Origin of the sequence: Bradyrhizobium cajani (assembly GCF_009759665.1) — a bacterium.
GTDB lineage: Bacteria > Pseudomonadota > Alphaproteobacteria > Rhizobiales > Xanthobacteraceae > Bradyrhizobium > Bradyrhizobium cajani.
In genome coordinates this window covers 39,209-57,491 of sequence record NZ_WQNE01000011.1, presented here as the reverse complement: position 1 = coordinate 57,491, position 18,283 = coordinate 39,209, and the positions used below count along the sequence as shown (strand labels likewise).

The following is an 18,283-nucleotide window of genomic DNA, read 5'->3' as shown; positions in this document are numbered from 1 at the left end:
GTCGGGAAGCGGGTGGGCTTGGTGGTCCTCGGCGGCGAACATTGGCGCGAATTCGCTCTTGCAGGATATGAGCCATGTCAACCACGCCCCGCCTCCCCGACACCTTCAACCGCCTCGCCTGGTCGAACCTCGCGGCGCAATCGGCCGAACAGATCGCGCTGGCCGCAGCCCCCATCGTCGCGGTGCTGACGCTCGGCGTCGCCGAAGGCCAGACCGGCCTGCTTCAGACCGCCCTCACCCTGCCCTTCGTCCTGTTCGCCATTCCCGCCGGCGTGCTCGCCGACCGCATCTCCCGCCGCTGGCTGATGGCGGGAGCCGAGGCGTTGCGGGCCGCCGCACTCGCAGCCATCGTGCTCCTGCTGGCGCTGGGCGCCCTCAACCTGCCGCTGCTGGCGCTGCTCGGCTTCGCGGCGGTATGCGGCACCGTCGTCTACAGCGTGGCCGCGCCGGCGCTGGTGCCGTCGTTGGTGAGCTCGGACCTGTTGTCGGCGGCCAACGCCCGCATCGAACTCGCGCGCACCATTGCCTTTGCGAGCGGACCTGCGCTCGGCGGCGCGCTGGTGGGCTGGTGGGGAGCGAGTCCCGCCTTCGGCTTTGCCGCCGCGCTCTCGGCCGTCGCGGTGGTGCTTCTCTCCGGCATCTACGAGCCGACGCGCGCGCCGACGCCGCGGCGCCATCCGTTCCAGGACATCCGCGAGGGTGCGGCCTTCGTGTTTCACCATCCGCTGCTGCGGCCGGTGTTCATCACGCAATTCATCTTCAACACCGGCTGGTTCCTGCAGATCGCCGTGTTCGTGCCCTACGCCGTGCGCCATCTCGGCCTCACCGCCGCCGGCGTCGGCACCGTGCTGACGATGTACGGCGTCGGCATGGTGATCGGCGCGCTGGTCGCCACGCGCGTAATGCAGCGCGTTGCCTTCGGCACCGTCGTCGGCCTCGGCCCGGTCACCGGCTTCGTCGCCGCACTGGTGATGGCGCTGACGGTGCTGGTCCCCTCGCCCTGGCTTGCGGCCCTGAGCTTCTTCCTGCTCGGCGTCGGGCCGATCCTGTGGGTGATCTCGACCACGACGCTGCGCCAGTCGGTGACGCCGCCACGTCTGCTGGGCCGCGTCTCCGCCATCAACATCATGAGCTACGGCGCCCGCCCGCTCGGCTCGGCGCTGGGCGCGATCGTCGGCGGCCTCTGGAGCGCGGAAGCCTGCCTCTATCTCGCCGCCGCCGTGTTCGGCGCGCAGGCGCTGGTGATCCTGCTATCACCGGCCGTGGCGCTGGACCGGCAGCCGGACATGGTGGGCGATGAAGTGGCGGCGCGGTGCTAGCCGCATCGTCATTGCGAGGAGCGAAGCGACGAAGCAATCCAGAATCCCTCCGCGGAAAGACCCTGGATTGCTTCGCTGCGCTCGCAATGACGGAGCGTGCTACAGCAGCCTGGCTAATTCGCCAGATACCGCTCGTAGCTGCCCGTCACCGGCTCGCTGGCGTCGACGTCTGGATCGAGCGTGTAGAGGTCCTGCGCGCGGCCGATGCCGCGCAACGCGTAGCGGCCGGTGGATACGAGATAGCGGCGGCCGGCGGCGTCGAGGCCCTTGTAGAACTCCGACGAGGCCAGCAGCTCGCGGTCGACCGAGCGGCTCATCGAGGCGATGCGGCTGACTTCGTTGACGGTCGGGCCGACCACGGTGAAATCGAGCCGATCCTCGCTGCCGATATTGCCGTAGAAGACCTCTCCGACATGCAGGCCGATATAGGCCGACGTGGTGGGACGGCCGTCGGCCGCCCGCCGCGCGTTGAGTGCCGCGACGTTCTTGCGGAACAGGTGCTCCGCCCGTAGCGCTGCGCGGCGCGCCGCCGCCATGTCCTCGCCGGTGAACATCGCCAGCACGCCGTCGCCGATCAGCTTCAGCACGTCGCCGCCGGCATCGTGGATCGGGTCGATCACGGCCTGCGCGTAGTCGTTGAGGAACGGGATGATCTCGTCGGGACCGATGCTCTCGCTGATCCCGGTCGAGCCGCGCAGGTCCGAATACCAGAGCACGGCGTTGATGCGCTCGGTGACGCCGCGGGAGATGCGTCCGCGCAGGACCTGCTCGGAGGCGTCGCGGCCGAGATAGACGCGGCCGAGCGTGCGCGCGATGTCGACCTGCTGCGCCGACTTGATCGCGAGCCCCAGCACCGGCACGAGGTCGCGCAGCGCCACAAGCTCCGGCTCGGAGAAGCCGCTGTCGCGTCGCGTCGTCCAGCAGGAGTAGAGGCAGTCCATCTGCCCGAGCGCACCGTTCTCGCCGAAGCGGTGCACGAAGGCGAGATAGTGCTTGTGCCCCTTCTCGGCGAGCTCGCCGATCTGCGAGAAATCCAGCGACGGCGCGTCGGCAAGATCGATCACCATCTCGTCGTGGCCGTGCTCGAGCATGTGGAAGAACACGGAGCGGCGCCAGTTCTTGTTCGCATCGCCTTCGGCGGTCGAGCCGTATTCGATGACGTCGCTCTCATTGGTCGGCGTATCGCTCCAGCGGAAAGCGCGGCCCTCGTAGATCGGATGCAGCGTATCGATGATGACGAGCCCGCGCGAGAGTTCCAGCCCCTCGGCGCGGCAGCGCTCGCAGAAGCCGCGCAGCAGATCGGGTTCGGGCAGGCCGGTGAGCCCCTGGCCGGCCAACCAGTTCATCAACGCAAGGCGCGCGGTCAATTGCATGCGCCATTATGGCGTGCATTCTTGACGAGCGAAAGGCAGGCCCGGCCAAGGCTCCCGCCCGCGGCAGGTCGAATATGCCGCAGATGCGGTTGACGCATTCTGCGCGCAGGCTGCAAATGCAACCAATGACCCTGCCGCCGACCAGAAATGCGAGGACATGAGCCAGCGCCAGCTTCCGATCATCCTGGCGCTCGGCACCACCCAGACCCTGGCCTGGGCTTCGAGCTACTATCTGCCGGCCCTGCTCGCCGATCCCATGGCGCATGACCTCGGCATCTCCTCCAACTGGATCTTCGGCGCCTTCTCGGCCTCGCTGGTGATCTCGGCGATGCTCGGCCCGCGCATCGGACGGCAGATCGACCTCGTCGGCGGCCGCCAGGTGCTGTCGGCCTCGAACCTGACGATCGCCGCCGGCCTCGTGCTGCTCGGCCTCTCGCAATCGGTCGCGGTGATGGCGTTCGCCTGGCTCGTGCTCGGAATCGGCATGGCGATGGGCCTCTACGACGCTGCTTTCGCCGCGCTCGGTCGCATCTACGGCACCGAAGCGCGCAGGCCCATCACCGGCATCACGCTGATGGCAGGCTTTGCCTCCACGGTCGGCTGGCCGCTTACCGCCTGGGGGCTCGCCCATATCGGCTGGCGTGACACCTGCTTTGCCTGGGCCGCCGCCAACCTCCTGATCGGCCTGCCGCTCAACTTCTTCATGCTGCCGGCGATCAAGGGCGCGAAGCAGGCCGCGGCGACGGCCGAGAAGCCGCATTTGCCGCTCGACCGCACCATGATCCTGCTCGCCTTCATCTTCGCCGCGGTCTGGACCGTCACCGGCGCGATGGCCGCGCATTTCCCGCGCATCCTGGAGACGACGGGCGCAACGCCGGTCGAGGCGATCGCGGCTGGCGCCTTGATCGGCCCGGCGCAGGTCGGCGCGCGCATGCTCGAAGCGGGTTTCCTCAGCCGCTTCCATCCGCTGTGGTCGACGCGGCTTGCCTGCCTCACCCACCCGATCGGCGCGGTGGTCGTTGCGATCTTCGGCGGCGCCGCCGCGAGCGCATTCGCGCTGTTCCACGGCTCCGGCAACGGCATCCTGACGATCGCGCGCGGCACGCTGCCGCTGTCGATCTTCGGCCCGAAGGATTTTGGCTACCGCCTCGGCATCATCGGCGCACCGGCACGCATGGCGCAGGCGGTGGCGCCGCTGGCCTTCGGCCTGCTGATCGACGTCATGGGCGCGAAGGTGCTGATCGTCTCCTCCGCGCTCAGCCTGTCGGCGCTGGCTGCACTGTTCCTGATCAAGCCCGGATCACGGCCAGAATGATCGTGCCGCGCGACGACGATCCATCCTAACTCATCGCACTTCAGGTCTTCGCCTCGCTGGTTGCGATCCCGATCCCGGCAAACACCGCAATCAGCCCGACGATCAGATTTGGCGTGATCGGCTCGCCGATCAGCAGCGCCGCCAGCACCGCGGCGGCGATCGGGTTCACCGTCATCGTATTGGCGACACGGGTCGGCGTCGCCCGCGCCAGCGCCAACACCCAGAGGATGAAGGCGAGCGCGCCGCCGCCAATGCCGAGATAGACGCCGGCGACCCACTGCGCTGCCGAGAAATCGCCAAGTGCCGCAAGGCTGCCCTTCAAGATGCCCGCAATCACCAGCACGAGAGCGCCCGCGCCCATGCCGACCGTGAGAAAGCCGAGTGGACTGGAGCGCTGCATGAAGGGACGCGACAGCACGTTGTAGAACGCCATGCAGAACACGGCGCCCGTCATGATCAGTTCGCCCCGCCAGGCGCCGGGCGGGCTTTGCGCCAGACCCGCAGCCAGCGCGGCGGTCACGCCGAGCACCGCAATGCCGACGCCCGCGATCTTGCGCGCCGTCAGGCGTTCCGCGCCCAGGATCGCGCCAACCACCATGGTGTGGAGCGGCAGCGTCGCAAGTGCAAGACTGGCGCGGGCCGCGGTCGTGTAGGACACCGCGATGTTGTAGAGGATGAAGAACAGGCCGAAGAAGCAGATGCCGAGCAGTGCCACGGCCGGCCAATCCGCTCGCTGTGGCCAGCGTACGCCGAGCACAAGGGCGCAGGGCAAGAGGCATAGAAAGCCGATACCCCAGCGCAGGATCGCAAGCAGAACAGGATCCGCGCCGCCAACAAGATAGCGGGTGATCGCCGCCGCGGTCCCGCCGATGCTGCTTGATGCCAGCGCGATCGCGACCCCGAGCCACTCTCCCACAATCGTCTCCTGTCCCGGAGCACTTTGCGGGAGCGCTAGCACATCATTGCTGCCAGCATGGTGGCAGCAGCATCGACCCGCGCCGGCGGAATTCCGGCAGGTCGCGTCAATGCGGACAGGTCTCGACCTCGACGGTGACGTGGCTGAGACCCTTCAGCCCGGAGAGCCGCTTCTTGTAGACCGCCGGCTGCTTCGGCTGGTGCGTCACCACCGAGAGCAGCACGGCGCAATGGCCCGGGCCGACCTGCCACAGATGCAGGTCGGTGACACGATCCTCGCCGACCTCCATCCGCGCGCGAATGGTGCGCTCCAGCCGCTCGTCGGCGCGAACGTCGAGCAGCACCGCGCCGGACGTCTTGATCAAGCCGAACGCCCAGCTCGCGATCATCGCACTGCCGATCAGGCCGACGGCCGGATCGGCCCACACCCATCCCGAATACATCGCCACCAGCAGCGCGCCGATCGCCAGCACGGAAGTCGCAGCATCCGCCATCACGTGCACATAGGCCGCGCGAAGGTTGTTGTCGTGATGGTGGTGGTGATGGCCGTGATGATCGTAGTCATGGTGATGGTCGTGATCATGATGATCATCATGCGCATGGCTGTGGCCGTGATGGTGATGGTCGTGGCTGCCGCGCAAGAGCCACGCGCTGGCGAGATTGACGCAGAGGCCGAGGGCCGCGACCGCGATCGCCTCGCCGTAGACGATCGGCACCGGCGTGATCAGCCGCAGCACGCTCTCATAGGCGATCTCGACCGCGATCAGCCCCAGGATGATCGCGCTGGAGAAGGCGGCGAGATCGCCGAACTTGCCGGTGCCGAAGGTGAAATGCGCGTTCCCCAGGTGCCGGCGCGCGAAGCGATAGGCGAAGGCCGCGATGCCGAGCGCGGCCGCATGGGTGCCCATGTGCCAGCCGTCGGCCAAGAGCGCCATCGAGCCGAACAGCGAGCCGGCCACGATCTCGCCGACCATCATCACCAGCGTCAGGACGACCACGAGCCAGGTCCGCCGCTCGTTCTCGTCGTGCTTCTCGCCCAGGAACGCGTGGTCATGGGTCCATTGTTCGATGGAGTGGGAATGCATCGAATTCTCCAGGAGATTCAGGTGTACTGGGCCTCAATATAGACCGGCAGGCGGCACTTTTCTAAGGTCCAATCGTTCCGCGGATTGACAGTGCTTCTTAGTTTCGCTGTAATCTGCCCCATGGGGATTTGAGCGATCTCCCCACGAGGCGACATGCCCAAGTATCGCGTCCCGTTCGGTTCTTGCGAGGACGCATCATGTCTACATTCACGACCATATCATCTGACAAACTGACCCGCCTGATCGGCACCGCGAACGCGCCTGCCCTGATCGATGTGCGCACCGAGGAGGATTTTGCCGCCGACCGGCGGCTGATTCCCGGCTCGATCAAGCTCGGCCACGACAAGGTGACGGACTGGGGCCGCGACTTCGCCGGCCGCCGGGCGGTCGTCTCCTGCCTTCGCGGCGAAAAGCTCGCGCAGGGCACGGCGGCCTGGCTCCGCCAGCTTGGTGTTCAGGCCGAGACGCTCGAGGGCGGCTTCGAGGGCTGGAAGGCCGCAAACCTGCCGCTGCTGGATACGCGCAAGCTGCCGCCGCGCGACGCCAAGGGCTGCACCGTCTGGGTGACGCGGGCCCGGCCGAAGATCGACCGCATCGCCTGCCCCTGGCTGATCCGGCGCTTCGTCGACCCGAACGCGGTGTTCCTGTACGTCGCGCCGTCCGAGGTGGTCGGCGTTGGCGAGCGGTTCAATGCAGCGCCCTTCGACATCGAGAACGTGTTCTGGAGCCACCGCGGCGAGCTCTGCACCTTCGACGTCATGATCGAGGAGTTCGGGATCGCGACGACGCCCCTGCTCCGCCTCGCGACGCTGGTGCGCGGCGCCGACACCGCGCGGCCCGACCTCGCGCCGGAAGCATCCGGCCTGCTCGCGGCCTCGCTCGGGTTGTCGCGGATGTATGACGACGACCTCGAACAGCTCGAGGCCGGCATGCTGCTCTACGACGCCTTCTACCGCTGGTGCCGCGATGCTACGGCCGAGACCCACAACTGGCCGACCAACAAGGTGAAGGCGTAATGGATACCCGTAACGTTCAAGCAGGAGCTGACGCCGGCCACGGCGTCAGCTTCAACGAGGCGTTTCGGGTCTGGGCTCGTGTCGCGTCCTTGAGCTTTGGCGGGCCCGCGGGCCAAATCGCGGTGATGCACCGCATCCTGGTCGAGGAGAAGAAGTGGATCTCTGAAGGCCGTTTCCTGCATGCGCTGAACTATTGCATGCTGCTGCCGGGGCCGGAGGCGCAGCAGCTCGCCACCTATGTCGGCTGGCTGATGCACCGCACCGCCGGCGGGCTGATGGCGGGCGGGCTGTTCATCCTGCCCGGCATCATCGCCATCATGGGCCTCAGCTACATCTATGCAGCCTTCGGCAATGTCAGCTTCGTCGAGGCGCTGTTCTTCGGCCTGAAGGCCGCCGTGCTCGCCATCGTCGTCGAGGCCGTGGTGCGCGTCGGCAAGCGCGCGCTGAAGAACCGCGTCATGATAGCGCTCGCGGCGATCGCCTTCGTCGCGATCTTCTTCTTTGCCGTCCCCTTCCCGATCATCATCATCGCTGCCGGCCTGATCGGCTATGTCGGCGCCAGGCAGGGCCGCCCGGAGTTCGCGCCGGCCGCGCATGGCCATGGCGACAGCAGCGCCGCGATCGACAGCATGCTCGGCGAGGCCGTGCCCGATCACGTCCGGCCCGATACCTCCCGCGCGATCCGCGTCGGTGCGTTGTGGCTGGCGCTCTGGCTCGTGCCGGTGGCCGCGCTGCTTCTGGCGTTCGGGCAGGCCAATGTGTTCAGCCAGATCGCGCTGTTCTTCTCGAAGATGGCGCTGGTCACCTTCGGCGGCGCCTACGCCGTGCTGGCCTATGTCGCGCAGCAGGCGGTCGAGCACTATCACTGGCTCAAGCCCCACGAGATGCTCGATGGCCTCGGCATGGCCGAGACCACGCCGGGCCCACTGATCATGGTGCTCCAGTTCGTGGGCTTCATGGCCGCCTACCGCGACCCAAGCGGCCTGTCGCCGATGCTCGCGGCGACGCTCGGCGGACTGCTCGCGACCTGGGTCACCTTCACGCCCTGCTTCCTCTGGATCTTCGTCGGCGCCCCCTACATCGAACGCCTGCGCGGCAACACGGGACTGGCCGGCGCACTCAGTGCGATCACGGCCGCCGTCGTCGGCGTGATCCTCAACCTCTCGATCTGGTTCGCGCTGCATACGCTGTTCCGCGAGACCGTTCCGGTGCACGCCTTCCCGCTATCGTTCGACATGCCGGTGCCGACCAGCGTCGACATCCCCGCGCTGCTGCTGTCGATCGCAGCGGCGACCGCGATCTTCCGCTTCAAGCTGGGGATGCTGACGGTGCTGGCGGGCAGCTGCACGGCGGGCGTGGCGCTACGGCTGGCGGGGGTGATCTAGCGCGTATCCTCAAAGGGTCGTCGCGTCCGGTTTGCGGTCGGAAGGCACGTTGAAGCCGTCAGGGCGGCATGGCGGCTCTGGGCCGACTGGCGACAACGCCCACGGCCTTGCGCTACGGTCTTTACCGATTGTTCGATTGCAAGGCTTAGGCCTCCGCCGAGCGCGATGGGGATGACGAATGGGACTGGATGTCCGAGAAATGCGCCTGGACGAGACACCACTCGTTATCGACTATTTTCATTCTTCGACGCCTGAGCATCTTGAGATGTTGGGCGTCGATCCGACCCGCCTTCCTTCGAGGGAGGCCTGGGCAACGATCTTCAACACTCTATACGGCGCTGAAATAGAAGAACGAAGGGGGTTCTTCCTCATCTGGCTGATGGATGGTGATCCGATAGGATTCTCAAGCTGCGACAAGATCGTATTTGGCGCGCAAGCAAACATGCACCTGCACGTTACCAAACCCGCAGAACGGAAACGCGGATAGGGACGCAGTGCGTTCGCCTCAGTGTTGAGATCTATTTTCAGAAGTTGAAGATCAAACAGCTCTTCTGTGAGCCGAACGCGTTTAATGTCGGCCCAAATCGAACCTTACAACGAGCTGGCTTCAAGTACGTAAAGACACATATGACTGTCCCCGGTCCGCTGAACTTTCATCAAGCGGTGAACCGCTGGCTATTCGAGCCGCCGGTCTAATTTGGATGCTCGCAATCGTCGGCTTAGAGTCATGAGCCATCGATAGTGGCATGCGGGCCGACTTCCGCTTTGCCCTCAGAAGCTGCCGTAGATAAGTGAGGGCGACGCGATGGAGCAAAACTCGGGCGAAATCCGCCGCGAGAAGGCGCTTCCTTGTCCGCTATTTGAAATGTGAAGTGGAGAGCAATGGCCTCGCCGCTTGCTCCGTCATTGCGAGCGCAGCGAAGCAATCCAGACTGCCTCCGGCGGAAAGATTCTGGATTGCTTCGCTGCGCTCGCAATGACGGTGGGGAGACGGCGAGCGCGCTCCATCACCGTCATCGTGGAATTTGACGCGTAAAGCTATCGCATTATCATCCGCGCGATCGCCTCGCCGATCACCACCGTCGTGAAGTGGGTGTTGGCGCGGCAGTCCGACGGCATGATCGAGGCGTCGGCGACGCGCAGGCCCGCGATGCCCTTCACCGTGCCGTCGGGATTGACCACGCCATCGGCGTCGCCGACGCCACTCATGCGGCAGCTGCCGGCGGCATGCTGGATGTCGCCGGTCTCTCGCCGCAGCAACGCGTCGAGCTCGTGATCGGGCAAGGCCGCAGCCTGCGGCAGCGTCAGATCGGTGTCGGTGAGCCTGATCCAGTCGGCGATGCCGGCCAGCGCCGGCTGCGAGGTGATCACTGCGAGCCGCTTCACCGCATCCATCATGCGCAGCATGTCGCGGGGATCAGCCAGCATGTTCTCCTCGACGACAGGATCGATCGCGGGATCGGTCGAGGCCAGCTTCAGCGTGCCGCGCGAATAGGCGTTGAACAGTCCGGCGCCGATCGCCCCGGGCATGCCGATGCCGCGGTGGTTGAAGGCGATCAGGATCATGTCGCGCTTGCCGCCATCGCCGAGGCCCGAGGAATAGGTCACGCAGCAATTGGTGTGACGGGTATCGGGATCGATGGGCCGCAGATCTTCGCGGAGTTGGATCGTGGCGCGAAACAGCGGGTGGTCGAAGAAGTGCCGGCCGACCGGCAGGTCACGCTCGACCGCAATCCCCATCGCCTTCAGCTCACCGGCAGGCCCAATGCCAGAGCGCAGCAGGATCGCCGGACTGTGGATCGCGCCCGCGCACAGCACGATCTGGCGTGCGCTGATCTCGTGGGTGCCCTGGCCCTCGATGTGAACGCGGAGGCCGGTCGCCCGGCCGTCGCTGATCAGCACGCGATCGACCAGCGCCTTGCCGCGGATCTCCAGATTGGCGCGCCCGCGCGCGGGCTCCAGATAACCCTCGTTGGTGGTGATGCGGCGACCGTTGCGGCTGTTGATGGGATAGCAGGCGACGCCCTCGCCATCGGGGCCGTTGAGGTCGGCGCACCAGGGATAGCCGCTCGCCAGCGCCGCATCGCGCAGGCCGCGATCGATCGGCCCCCATTTCTCCGGCGGCGCGCGATAGACCGGCAGCGGTCCGCCGCGTCCGTGGCCGTCGGCGTCGCCGAATTCCAAGTCGTCCTCGATCACCGAGAACAGCGGCATCACCTCTTTGGCCGACCAGCCGGTGCAGCCATTGGCGGCCCATTCGTCGAACGCGTCCGCCACGCCGCGGATGGCGATCTGGCCGTTCATCATCGATGAGCCGCCGAGCCCCTTGCCGCGCCAGTAGAAGCGCGGCTCCTGTCCCGCCACCCGGCGCGTCAGCAGGTCCGGCCACTGCCACTTCTCCTGATACTCGCGCTTGTGGATGATCGGGATCGGGTTCGGTGTCATCACCTCCCAGGGCGCCTCATCGGCGCGCCAATCGAGACCCGCTTCGAGCAGCAGAACACGCCGTGCTGGATCTTCGGAGAGCCGTGCCGCAACAGCAGCGCCGGCGGAGCCGCCGCCGACAACAATGACATCGTACATCGCGCTACTTCTCAACGTTCGAGAACCGGGATGGCCGGATGATATCAGCGGGATGTCATTTGCACAGTAGCGCTTTCGCCGCTCGTCATTGCGAGCGCAGCGAAGCAATCCAGACTGCCGCTGCGGAAAAGATTCTGGATTGCTTCGCTGCGCTCGCAATGACCGTGGGGAGACGGCGACGCATCCCTCGCTGTCATCGCCCGGCTTGACCGGGCGATCCAGTACTCCGTGACGCCGGAGATCGAACCGAGGAGCCGCGGCGTACTGGATGCCCCGGCCCAGTGCGCAATTGCGCACAAGGCGGGGCATGACAGCGGTGCTGGGGCGAGAGCGGCCCTACCCGATCACCCTGCCGAACTTGTTCGACTTCGGGAAACCCTTCGGCGGCAGGCGGCCGGCGTCGGCGCGGGTGCCCTGCCATTCGGCGAGCTCCTTCATGGTCGCCGAGAATTCACGGCCGGCGGAGTCCTTCCAGGTCAGGCCCGCCTTGGCGTCGAACACCGCGACGTCGGAGAGGCCGCCGTCCTTGTACTTCTGGAGGCGCACGCCGCGGCCACGGGCCATCTCCGGCACCTGATCGAGCGGGAACACCAGCATCTTGCGGTTGTTGCCGATGACGGCGACGGTGTCGCCGAGCACCTCGGTGATCGCGCGCGCCTCGTTCGGCATGTCGACGTTGAGGACCTGCTTGCCCTTCTTGGTGGTGCCGACGCAGTCGTCCTCGTTGACGACGAAGCCCTGGCCCTCGTGGCTTGCGACCAGGAATTTGCGTCCGCCCTTGTTGACGAACAGCGCGACGGGCGCAGCCTCCTGCTCGAGGTCGATGAACAGGCGGATCGGCTCGCCGTGCCCGCGCCCGCCGGGAAGCTTGGCGACATCGAGCGAATAGAACTTGCCGTTGGTGGCGAACAGCAACAGCTTCGAGGTGGTCTCGGCGAAGAACGCGAAGCCGAGCTTGTCGTCCTGCTTGAAGGCAAGGCCCGAGAGATCCTCGACATGGCCCTTCATGGTGCGGATCCAGCCCTTGTCGGAGACGACGACCGTGACCGGCTCGCGCTCGACGAGGGCTTCCTCCATCGCGGCGAGATCATGCTCGGGCGCATCCGCAAAGGTGGTGCGGCGCTTGCCGAGCGGCGTCTTCGGTCCGAACATGTCGCGGACCTTGCCGACCTGCTCGCCGACCTTCTTCCATTGCTCGGCTTCGGAAGCGAGCACCGCATTGATGCCCTTGAGCTCGGCGCGGAGATTCTTGTCCTCGGTGCGGATCTCCATTTCCTCAAGCTTGCGCAACGAGCGTAGCCGCATGTTGAGGATGGCTTCTGCCTGTACCTCGGTGAGCTTGAACGCCTTCATCAACGCCGGCTTCGGCTCATCCTCGGTGCGGATGATCTTGATCACCTTGTCGATGTTCAGATAGGCGATCAGGAAGCCGCCGAGGACTTCCAGCCGGTGCTCGATCTGCGCCTTGCGATAATTGCTGCGGCGGATCAGGACGTCGCGCAGATGGTCGAGCCATTCGCGCAGGCACTCCGCGAGCCCCACCACCTTGGGGATGCGGCCCTTGATCAGGACGTTCAGATTCAGCGGAATCTTGTTTTCGAGCTCAGTGAGCCGGAACAGCGATTCCATCATCAGCGCCGGATCGACGTTCTTCGATTTCGGCTCGATGACGATGCGGACGTCCTCGGCCGACTCGTCCCTGATGTCGCCGACCAGCGGCAGCTTCTTCTGGTCCAGCAGCTCGGCGACCTTCTCGATCAGGCGCGACTTCTGCACCAGAAAGGGAATCTCGGTGACGACAACGACCCAGGTGCCACGTGCGCCCTCTTCGTGCGACCACCTGGCGCGGACGCGGAACGAGCCGCGGCCGGTGGTGTAGGCTTCAGCAATGGCCTGCTTGGAATCGACGATGATGCCGCCGGTCGGGAAATCCGGGCCCTTGACCCACTTCAAGAGCGCCTTCGACTTCGCGTCGGGCTTCTCGATCAGATGCAGCGCGGCATCGCAGAGCTCGGCGGCATTGTGCGGCGGAATCGAGGTCGCCATGCCGACCGCGATGCCCTGCGCGCCGTTGGCGAGCAGGTTCGGGAAGCCGCCGGGCAGCACGACCGGTTCCTTCGACTGGCCGTCGTAATTGGCGCGGAACTCGACGCCATCCTCGTCGATACCCTCAAGCAGAAGCCGCGCGACGTCGGTCATGCGCGCTTCGGTGTAGCGGTAGGCGGCCGGGTTATCGCCGTCGATATTGCCGAAATTGCCCTGGCCGTCGACCAGCGGGTAGCGCGAGGAGAAGTCCTGCGCGAGGCGGACCATGGCGTCGTAGATCGCCTGGTCGCCGTGCGGATGGAACGAGCCCATCACGTCGCCGACGATCTTTGCGGACTTCTTGAAGGCCGTGCCCGGATCGAGCCTGAGCAGGCGCATGCCGTAGAGGATGCGCCGGTGCACCGGCTTCAGGCCGTCGCGAGCGTCCGGCAACGCACGGTGCATGATGGTGGAGAGCGCATAGGCGAGATAGCGCTCTTCCAGCGCTTCACGCAGCGGCACCTCGTGAATTTCGGCCGGTTCTTCCGGCGGAACGATTCGTTTTCCCATGCCGCCCGGTTAAACCGTGGAAGCGAATCGGGCAAGGATCGATTGGTTCCCTGTGGGCGGCCTACTGCCCAGCCCAGCCGGCGGTGACAGGCTGGTTTTTGGCCTGACCGGGCGTTTGGGCAGGCGCCGGCACGTTGGTCACACAGCGGCGCGCGGCCTCGATTTCGGCCTCGGTCGCACCATGGGACCTCGCCCATGCCTCTGCGGCGACAGCGGAATATTTCGCCACATAGTACCGGACGACCGTGCAGGAGGCGCGCCGAAACACGCCCGGTTGCGGGTCGCCAGCCATCGCGTCCGGCGCAAACGCAAGCAGCGCCGCCGACAGCGCAAATCCCCTGATCAACATTTAGGCTGTCCCCATTGTGGAACCTGAGAGCGAACTCGACTGGCCCGATTTCGTTCCGGGGGAACTCCATGTTGAAGGGCAAGGCAGAGGCGCGATCGGCTCATGGCGCTGGGAGCGCCGCTTTGGCCTGCTGCCGGATCAAGGCGTTGATGAAGCCGGCGCGCGCGTCGGAATGGCCCTGTCCGCGCGGCTCCAGCACGTGGCGCAGCAGGAACAGGCCGGTCAGACGAAAGCCATCCTGGAGATCCTGCTCGGTCAGCTCGCTCGCGGCTTCGCCATGACGCAGGAACGGGGGCAGCCGCAACAGCCGGTCGCGCCACGGCTCGCCCGCGCCGCGCGACACCGCGCCGCCGGATTTCGGCGAGACGTAGACCAGGTCCGTGGTCTCGCCGGTCACCGCGCAATTTTCCAGCGCCAGCCCAAAGCCGAGCTCGGCGAGCATCGCCAGCTCGAAGTGGATCAGGTGCACGGCGGCGCTGCCGATGTCGTCGAAGTCGTCGAGCGAATGTTCGAGCAGCGCAAAGATCTCCTCATGCGGATCGCGCTCAGGCAGCAGCCGCGCAATCGAGGCCAGATGGGTGACGCCGTAGACGCCGTGGGACGATCCCAGCAGCGTCGCCGCGCGCAGCCTCAAGCCTTCGATGGCATAGGTGCCGAGATGCTCGTCGAGCCGCGCCCGCCACACCGCGCTGACGCTGTTCCCCGGCTGCAAAAGCGGCCGCATCCGCGAGCTGGCGCCGCCACGGACCAGACCGAGATGCCGGCCGTGCGCGCGGGTCAAGAGCTCGACGATGGCGCTGCTCTCGCCATGCCGCCGCACGCCCAGCACGATGCCTTCGTCGGTCCATTCCATGGGGTGAAGCTTACAGGATTCCAGTGAGTAGCGCAGTGCCTCTCCCCGTCATTCCCAGGGCTATCGCATATGCTGCCAATTTCTTTGTGGCCATCCTTCGAGACGCCCGCCGTTGGCGGGCCCTCAGGATGAGGACCGAGTGCGTGGCAGCAGTTTCGACGAGCGCCGATGCCGCTTAGCCTCATCCTGAGGAGACCGCGAAGCGGTCGTCTCGAAGGACGAGGCGCGCGCTCAAATCACGCAAAATGCCATATGCGATAGCCCTACCGTCATTCCGGGGCGATGCGAAGCATCGAACTATGGTGCGCCCTTGCGCACCTGGGAATCTCGAGATTCTCGGGTGCGCAATTGCGCACCAGAGTTCGCCTCTGCGAGGCGCCCCGGAATGACGTTAGGCGTTGAACCAGCCCTGGGCGTCGCCGGTGAAGGAGAAATACAGCCCCATCGTCGTCAGCACGCAGGAAACGATCTCGATGGCGCTGTCGAGCTCCATGCCCTTCTCGCCGATGATCTGGCCGAGCGAGATCACCGACAATACCAGCGCCGCCGCCAGCACCCAGCGCGGCCAGTTCTTGCGCCAGCGCGCGGCGAGCCAGACGAAATAGACCAGCAGCAGGATCATGCCGCCGGCGAGCAGCGTCGCCGTCATGATCATCTGCTCGGTCATCTCGGCATTGGGCGTGCGATCCTGCACCGCGACCGACAGGGCATCCAGCATCAACGATGCATAGAGCAGCGCTTCGAAGCGCCGGACGTTGCTGGGCACGCTCATCGGATACCGATCTTTTCTTGGTTATTCCTTGGGGAAGTCCAGGCCCATCTCGCGATAGCGATCGGGATCGTCACCCCAGTTCTCGCGCACCTTGACGAACAGGAACAGATGCACCGGCACATCCAGGATCTGCATCAGCTCCTTGCGCGAGTCCGCGCCGATCGACTTGATGGTGGCGCCGCCCTTGCCGAGGACGATCTTGCGCTGGCTTTCGCGCTCGACAAAGATCGTCTGCTCGATCCGCACCGACTTGTCCTTGCGCTCCTCCCACTTGTCGGTCTCGACCGTGGACTGGTAGGGCAATTCCTGGTGCAGCTTCTGATAGATCTTCTCGCGCGTGATCTCGGCGGCGAGCTGCCGCATCGGCGCGTCCGACATCTGGTCCTCGGGATAGAGGAACGGCCCCGGCGGCACCATCTCGGCCAGCGTCGTGCGGATGTCGTCCACGCCGTCGCCCGAGATCGCCGCGATCATGAAGGTCTTCGCGAACGTCATGCGCTCGTTGGCGGCCTGCGCCAGCGCCAGCAGCTTCTCGCGCTGGACCAGATCGACCTTGTTGATGACCAAGATCTTGTCGTGATTGACGCTGGCGGCCTTGGCGAGGATCGCCTCGGCCTCCTCGTCGATCCCCGTCTTGGCGTCGAGCAACACGCAGACGAGATCGGCATCATGCGCCCCGCTCCAGGCGGTCGAGACCATGGCGCGGTCGAGCCGGCGCTTGGGCAGGAAGATGCCGGGCGTGTCGACCAGGATCACTTGCGCGTTGTTCTGGATCACGATGCCGCGGATCAGCGCGCGCGTGGTCTGCACCTTGCGCGAGACGATCGTGACCTTGGCGCCGACCAGCGCGTTGACCAGTGTGGACTTGCCGACGTTCGGCGCGCCGATCAGCGCAACGAAGCCGCAGCGCGTTGCGGCAGGCGCCTCGCCGCTTGTTTCAGCCGTCATTGCCGCCGCCAACGCCTTCGCGTTCGATCATGACTGAGGCCGCCACCTTCTCGGCCGCGCGCTTACTGCCGCCGATGCCTTCGGCCGGGGCGAGCCCAGGCAGGTCCACCGCGACACGGAACTGGGGATCGTGATGCGGGCCGGTGCGCTCGACCTCGCGATAGACCGGCGTCGGCAGTCCCTTCCCCTGCGCCCATTCCTGGAGCACGGTCTTGGGATCGCGCAGCGGACGCCGCGGCTTGTGCATGCGCTCGGTCCAGTTGCGCTTGACGAACTCGGCCGCCGCCGCGTGGCCGCCGTCGAGGAAGATGGCGCCGATCACGGCCTCGCAGATGTCCCCTAACACGCTCTTGCGCAGGCGGGCATCGGCGCTGGGGCCGACCGAGCCGAGCTTGATGTCCTCGAGCAGACCAAGCGATTTGGCGACGTCGGCGCAGCTCTCCTTGCGGACGAGCTCGGCAAGGCGCTTGGACAGCTCGCCCTCATCGGCATTCGGGAAGGCATGATAGAGCATGTCGGAGACGACGAGGCCCAGCACGTGGTCGCCGAGGAACTCCAGCCGCTGATAGCTGTCGCCGCGCTTGCGCCCGGACTTCAGCGCCGAGACATGGGTGATCGCCTGCATCAGGAGGTTCGGGTCAGTGAAGCTGTGGCCGATGCGCGCCTCGAGCGCCGCATTGGCATCCGAGCCCTTGGCCTTGCTGCTCCGCGCCCGCTTCTTCTTTGCAGGCGTCTTGGTCGCAACTGTCTTGGTCGCAGCTTCGCCGTCGGGGCCCGCTTGCGCCTCGGTCGGTTGGATCGGGATGTCCTTGGCTTCGTCTTTCATCGGACGATTTTAAAGAAACGATTCCAGCGCACCGCCCACGGCCAGCGCCAGAACATCCAGGCATGCTCGCCTTCGGCGATGGAGAAGAAGATCATCTGGGCGCGGCCGATTAGATTCTCCTTCGGCACATAGCCGACCTGGCCGAGGAAGCGGCTGTCGGTGGAGTTGTCGCGGTTGTCGCCCATCATGAAGAAGTGGCCGGGCGGCACGTTGTAGACGTTGGTGTTGTCCATGTAGCCGTTGTCGGCGCAGTCCAGCGTCTCATAGGACACGCCGTTCGGCAGCGTCTCCTTCCAGCGCTTCACCCGGGAGATGCCGCCGCCCTCGGAGCCGCAGGGATCCTCGCCGACATATTCGCTCATGCGCTGCCGCTCGACCGGCGTGTCGTTGATGTAGAGCAGCCCGTCCCGCATCTGGATGCGGTCGCCGGGAAGGCCGATCACGCGCTTGATGTAGTCGGTGGAGTCGTCCTTGGGCAGGCGAAACACGACGATGTCGCCGCGGTTCGGGTCCGAGCCCCAGATCCGGCCCGAGAACAGCGGCGGCGAGAACGGGATCGAGTAGTGGCTGTAGCCGTAGGAATATTTCGAGACGAACAGATAGTCGCCGACCAGCAGCGTCGCCTTCATCGAGCCGGACGGGATATTGAAGGGCTGGAACAGGAACGTGCGGATCACCAGCGCGATCAGGAGAGCGTGGATCACGACCCGGATCGTTTCGCCGACGCCGCTCTCAGTTTTCGTTCCCGAAGTCACGCTCATTGCTCTCTCAATTCCGGCCGGCGGTCACAGAGCGCCCTCCTCCCGCGAACAGCCCACCGGTTCGCGGCCCAAGGAGATTGTCCTGATTCTGATAGTGAGGGCCAATTCCGGCGTAAAGCCGAATTCACCCAAGCTGATTTGCGTCGGCGGACTTTTAGACGGTTGTCGGAGGCCACGCAATCAAGGAT

At 65.8% G+C, this 18,283-nt stretch carries 16 protein-coding genes; 5 read left to right on the top strand and 11 right to left on the bottom strand.

Annotated elements, in window-relative coordinates; all coding sequences use genetic code 11:
- The first annotated feature begins 74 nt into the window (after nt 1-74).
- Nucleotides 75-1,319, top strand: coding sequence for an MFS transporter (locus GPL20_RS15440; protein WP_157330323.1), 1,245 nt, complete (start codon nt 75-77; stop codon nt 1,317-1,319).
- 113 nt (nt 1,320-1,432) lie between these two features.
- On the opposite strand, the gene GPL20_RS15435 is transcribed toward GPL20_RS15440, so the two are convergent.
- Entirely contained in the window at nt 1,433-2,692 is a 1,260-nt protein-coding gene (locus tag GPL20_RS15435; RefSeq protein ID WP_157330322.1) for an adenylate/guanylate cyclase domain-containing protein, read from the bottom strand.
- 157 nt (nt 2,693-2,849) lie between these two features.
- Here GPL20_RS15435 and GPL20_RS15430 point away from each other — a divergent pair, with 157 nt between their 5' ends.
- Nucleotides 2,850-4,007, top strand: coding sequence for an MFS transporter (locus GPL20_RS15430; protein WP_157330321.1), 1,158 nt, complete (start codon nt 2,850-2,852; stop codon nt 4,005-4,007).
- 40 nt (nt 4,008-4,047) lie between these two features.
- On the opposite strand, the gene GPL20_RS15425 is transcribed toward GPL20_RS15430, so the two are convergent.
- Nucleotides 4,048-4,923: a DMT family transporter gene (locus tag GPL20_RS15425; protein WP_254125965.1), complete on the bottom strand. Its 876-nt coding sequence runs from the start codon at nt 4,921-4,923 to the stop codon at nt 4,048-4,050.
- Between the two features lie 106 nt (nt 4,924-5,029).
- Nucleotides 5,030-6,007 carry a CDF family Co(II)/Ni(II) efflux transporter DmeF gene (dmeF, locus tag GPL20_RS15420; protein ID WP_157330320.1) on the bottom strand — a complete coding sequence of 326 codons (978 nt, stop codon included), beginning with the start codon at nt 6,005-6,007 and terminating at the stop codon, nt 5,030-5,032.
- Between the two features lie 197 nt (nt 6,008-6,204).
- On the opposite strand from dmeF, the gene GPL20_RS15415 reads away from it, so the two are divergent.
- The 3 genes from GPL20_RS15415 (at nt 6,205) to GPL20_RS39565 (ending at nt 8,895) form a co-directional block, all read left to right on the top strand.
- Complete coding sequence (locus tag GPL20_RS15415; RefSeq protein WP_157330319.1) at nt 6,205-7,023, top strand: chromate resistance protein ChrB domain-containing protein; 819 nt, start codon at nt 6,205-6,207, stop codon at nt 7,021-7,023.
- A complete protein-coding gene (gene chrA, locus GPL20_RS15410) occupies nt 7,023-8,408 on the top strand; it encodes a chromate efflux transporter (protein WP_157330318.1) in 1,386 nt (461 codons plus the stop codon). Before GPL20_RS15415 ends, chrA begins: the two co-directional genes overlap by 1 nt.
- 178 nt (nt 8,409-8,586) lie before the next feature.
- Nucleotides 8,587-8,895 carry a hypothetical protein gene (locus GPL20_RS39565; protein WP_246250553.1) on the top strand — a complete coding sequence of 103 codons (309 nt, stop codon included), beginning with the start codon at nt 8,587-8,589 and terminating at the stop codon, nt 8,893-8,895.
- Nucleotides 8,896-9,446: 551 nt separating this feature from the next.
- On the opposite strand, the gene GPL20_RS15400 is transcribed toward GPL20_RS39565, so the two are convergent.
- The 8 genes from GPL20_RS15400 to lepB all read right to left on the bottom strand — a co-directional run bounded on the left by GPL20_RS15400 (nt 9,447) and on the right by lepB (nt 18,095).
- Entirely contained in the window at nt 9,447-10,991 is a 1,545-nt protein-coding gene (locus tag GPL20_RS15400; protein WP_157330317.1) for a GMC family oxidoreductase, read from the bottom strand.
- 336 nt (nt 10,992-11,327) lie between these two features.
- Entirely contained in the window at nt 11,328-13,586 is a 2,259-nt protein-coding gene (gene parC, locus GPL20_RS15395; protein ID WP_157330316.1) for a DNA topoisomerase IV subunit A, read from the bottom strand.
- A 61-nt stretch (nt 13,587-13,647) separates the two neighbouring features.
- The gene (locus GPL20_RS15390; RefSeq protein ID WP_157330315.1) at nt 13,648-13,935 is read right to left on the bottom strand and encodes a hypothetical protein; all 288 of its coding nucleotides are present in this window, start codon (nt 13,933-13,935) and stop codon (nt 13,648-13,650) included.
- 100 nt (nt 13,936-14,035) lie between these two features.
- On the bottom strand, nt 14,036-14,788 hold the full coding sequence (gene recO, locus GPL20_RS15385) for a DNA repair protein RecO (RefSeq protein WP_157330314.1): 753 nt from the start codon (nt 14,786-14,788) through the stop codon (nt 14,036-14,038).
- A 391-nt stretch (nt 14,789-15,179) separates the two neighbouring features.
- The gene (locus GPL20_RS15380; RefSeq protein ID WP_157330313.1) at nt 15,180-15,560 is read right to left on the bottom strand and encodes a hypothetical protein; all 381 of its coding nucleotides are present in this window, start codon (nt 15,558-15,560) and stop codon (nt 15,180-15,182) included.
- 21 nt (nt 15,561-15,581) lie between these two features.
- A complete protein-coding gene (era, locus tag GPL20_RS15375; protein ID WP_157330312.1) occupies nt 15,582-16,508 on the bottom strand; it encodes a GTPase Era in 927 nt (308 codons plus the stop codon).
- The gene (gene rnc / locus GPL20_RS15370) at nt 16,498-17,334 is read right to left on the bottom strand and encodes a ribonuclease III (RefSeq protein WP_157330311.1); all 837 of its coding nucleotides are present in this window, start codon (nt 17,332-17,334) and stop codon (nt 16,498-16,500) included. Before rnc ends, era begins: the two co-directional genes overlap by 11 nt.
- Nucleotides 17,331-18,095 carry a signal peptidase I gene (gene lepB / locus GPL20_RS15365; protein WP_157330310.1) on the bottom strand — a complete coding sequence of 255 codons (765 nt, stop codon included), beginning with the start codon at nt 18,093-18,095 and terminating at the stop codon, nt 17,331-17,333. The genes rnc and lepB overlap by 4 nt, the downstream gene beginning before the upstream one ends.
- Nucleotides 18,096-18,283: the final 188 nt, after the last annotated feature.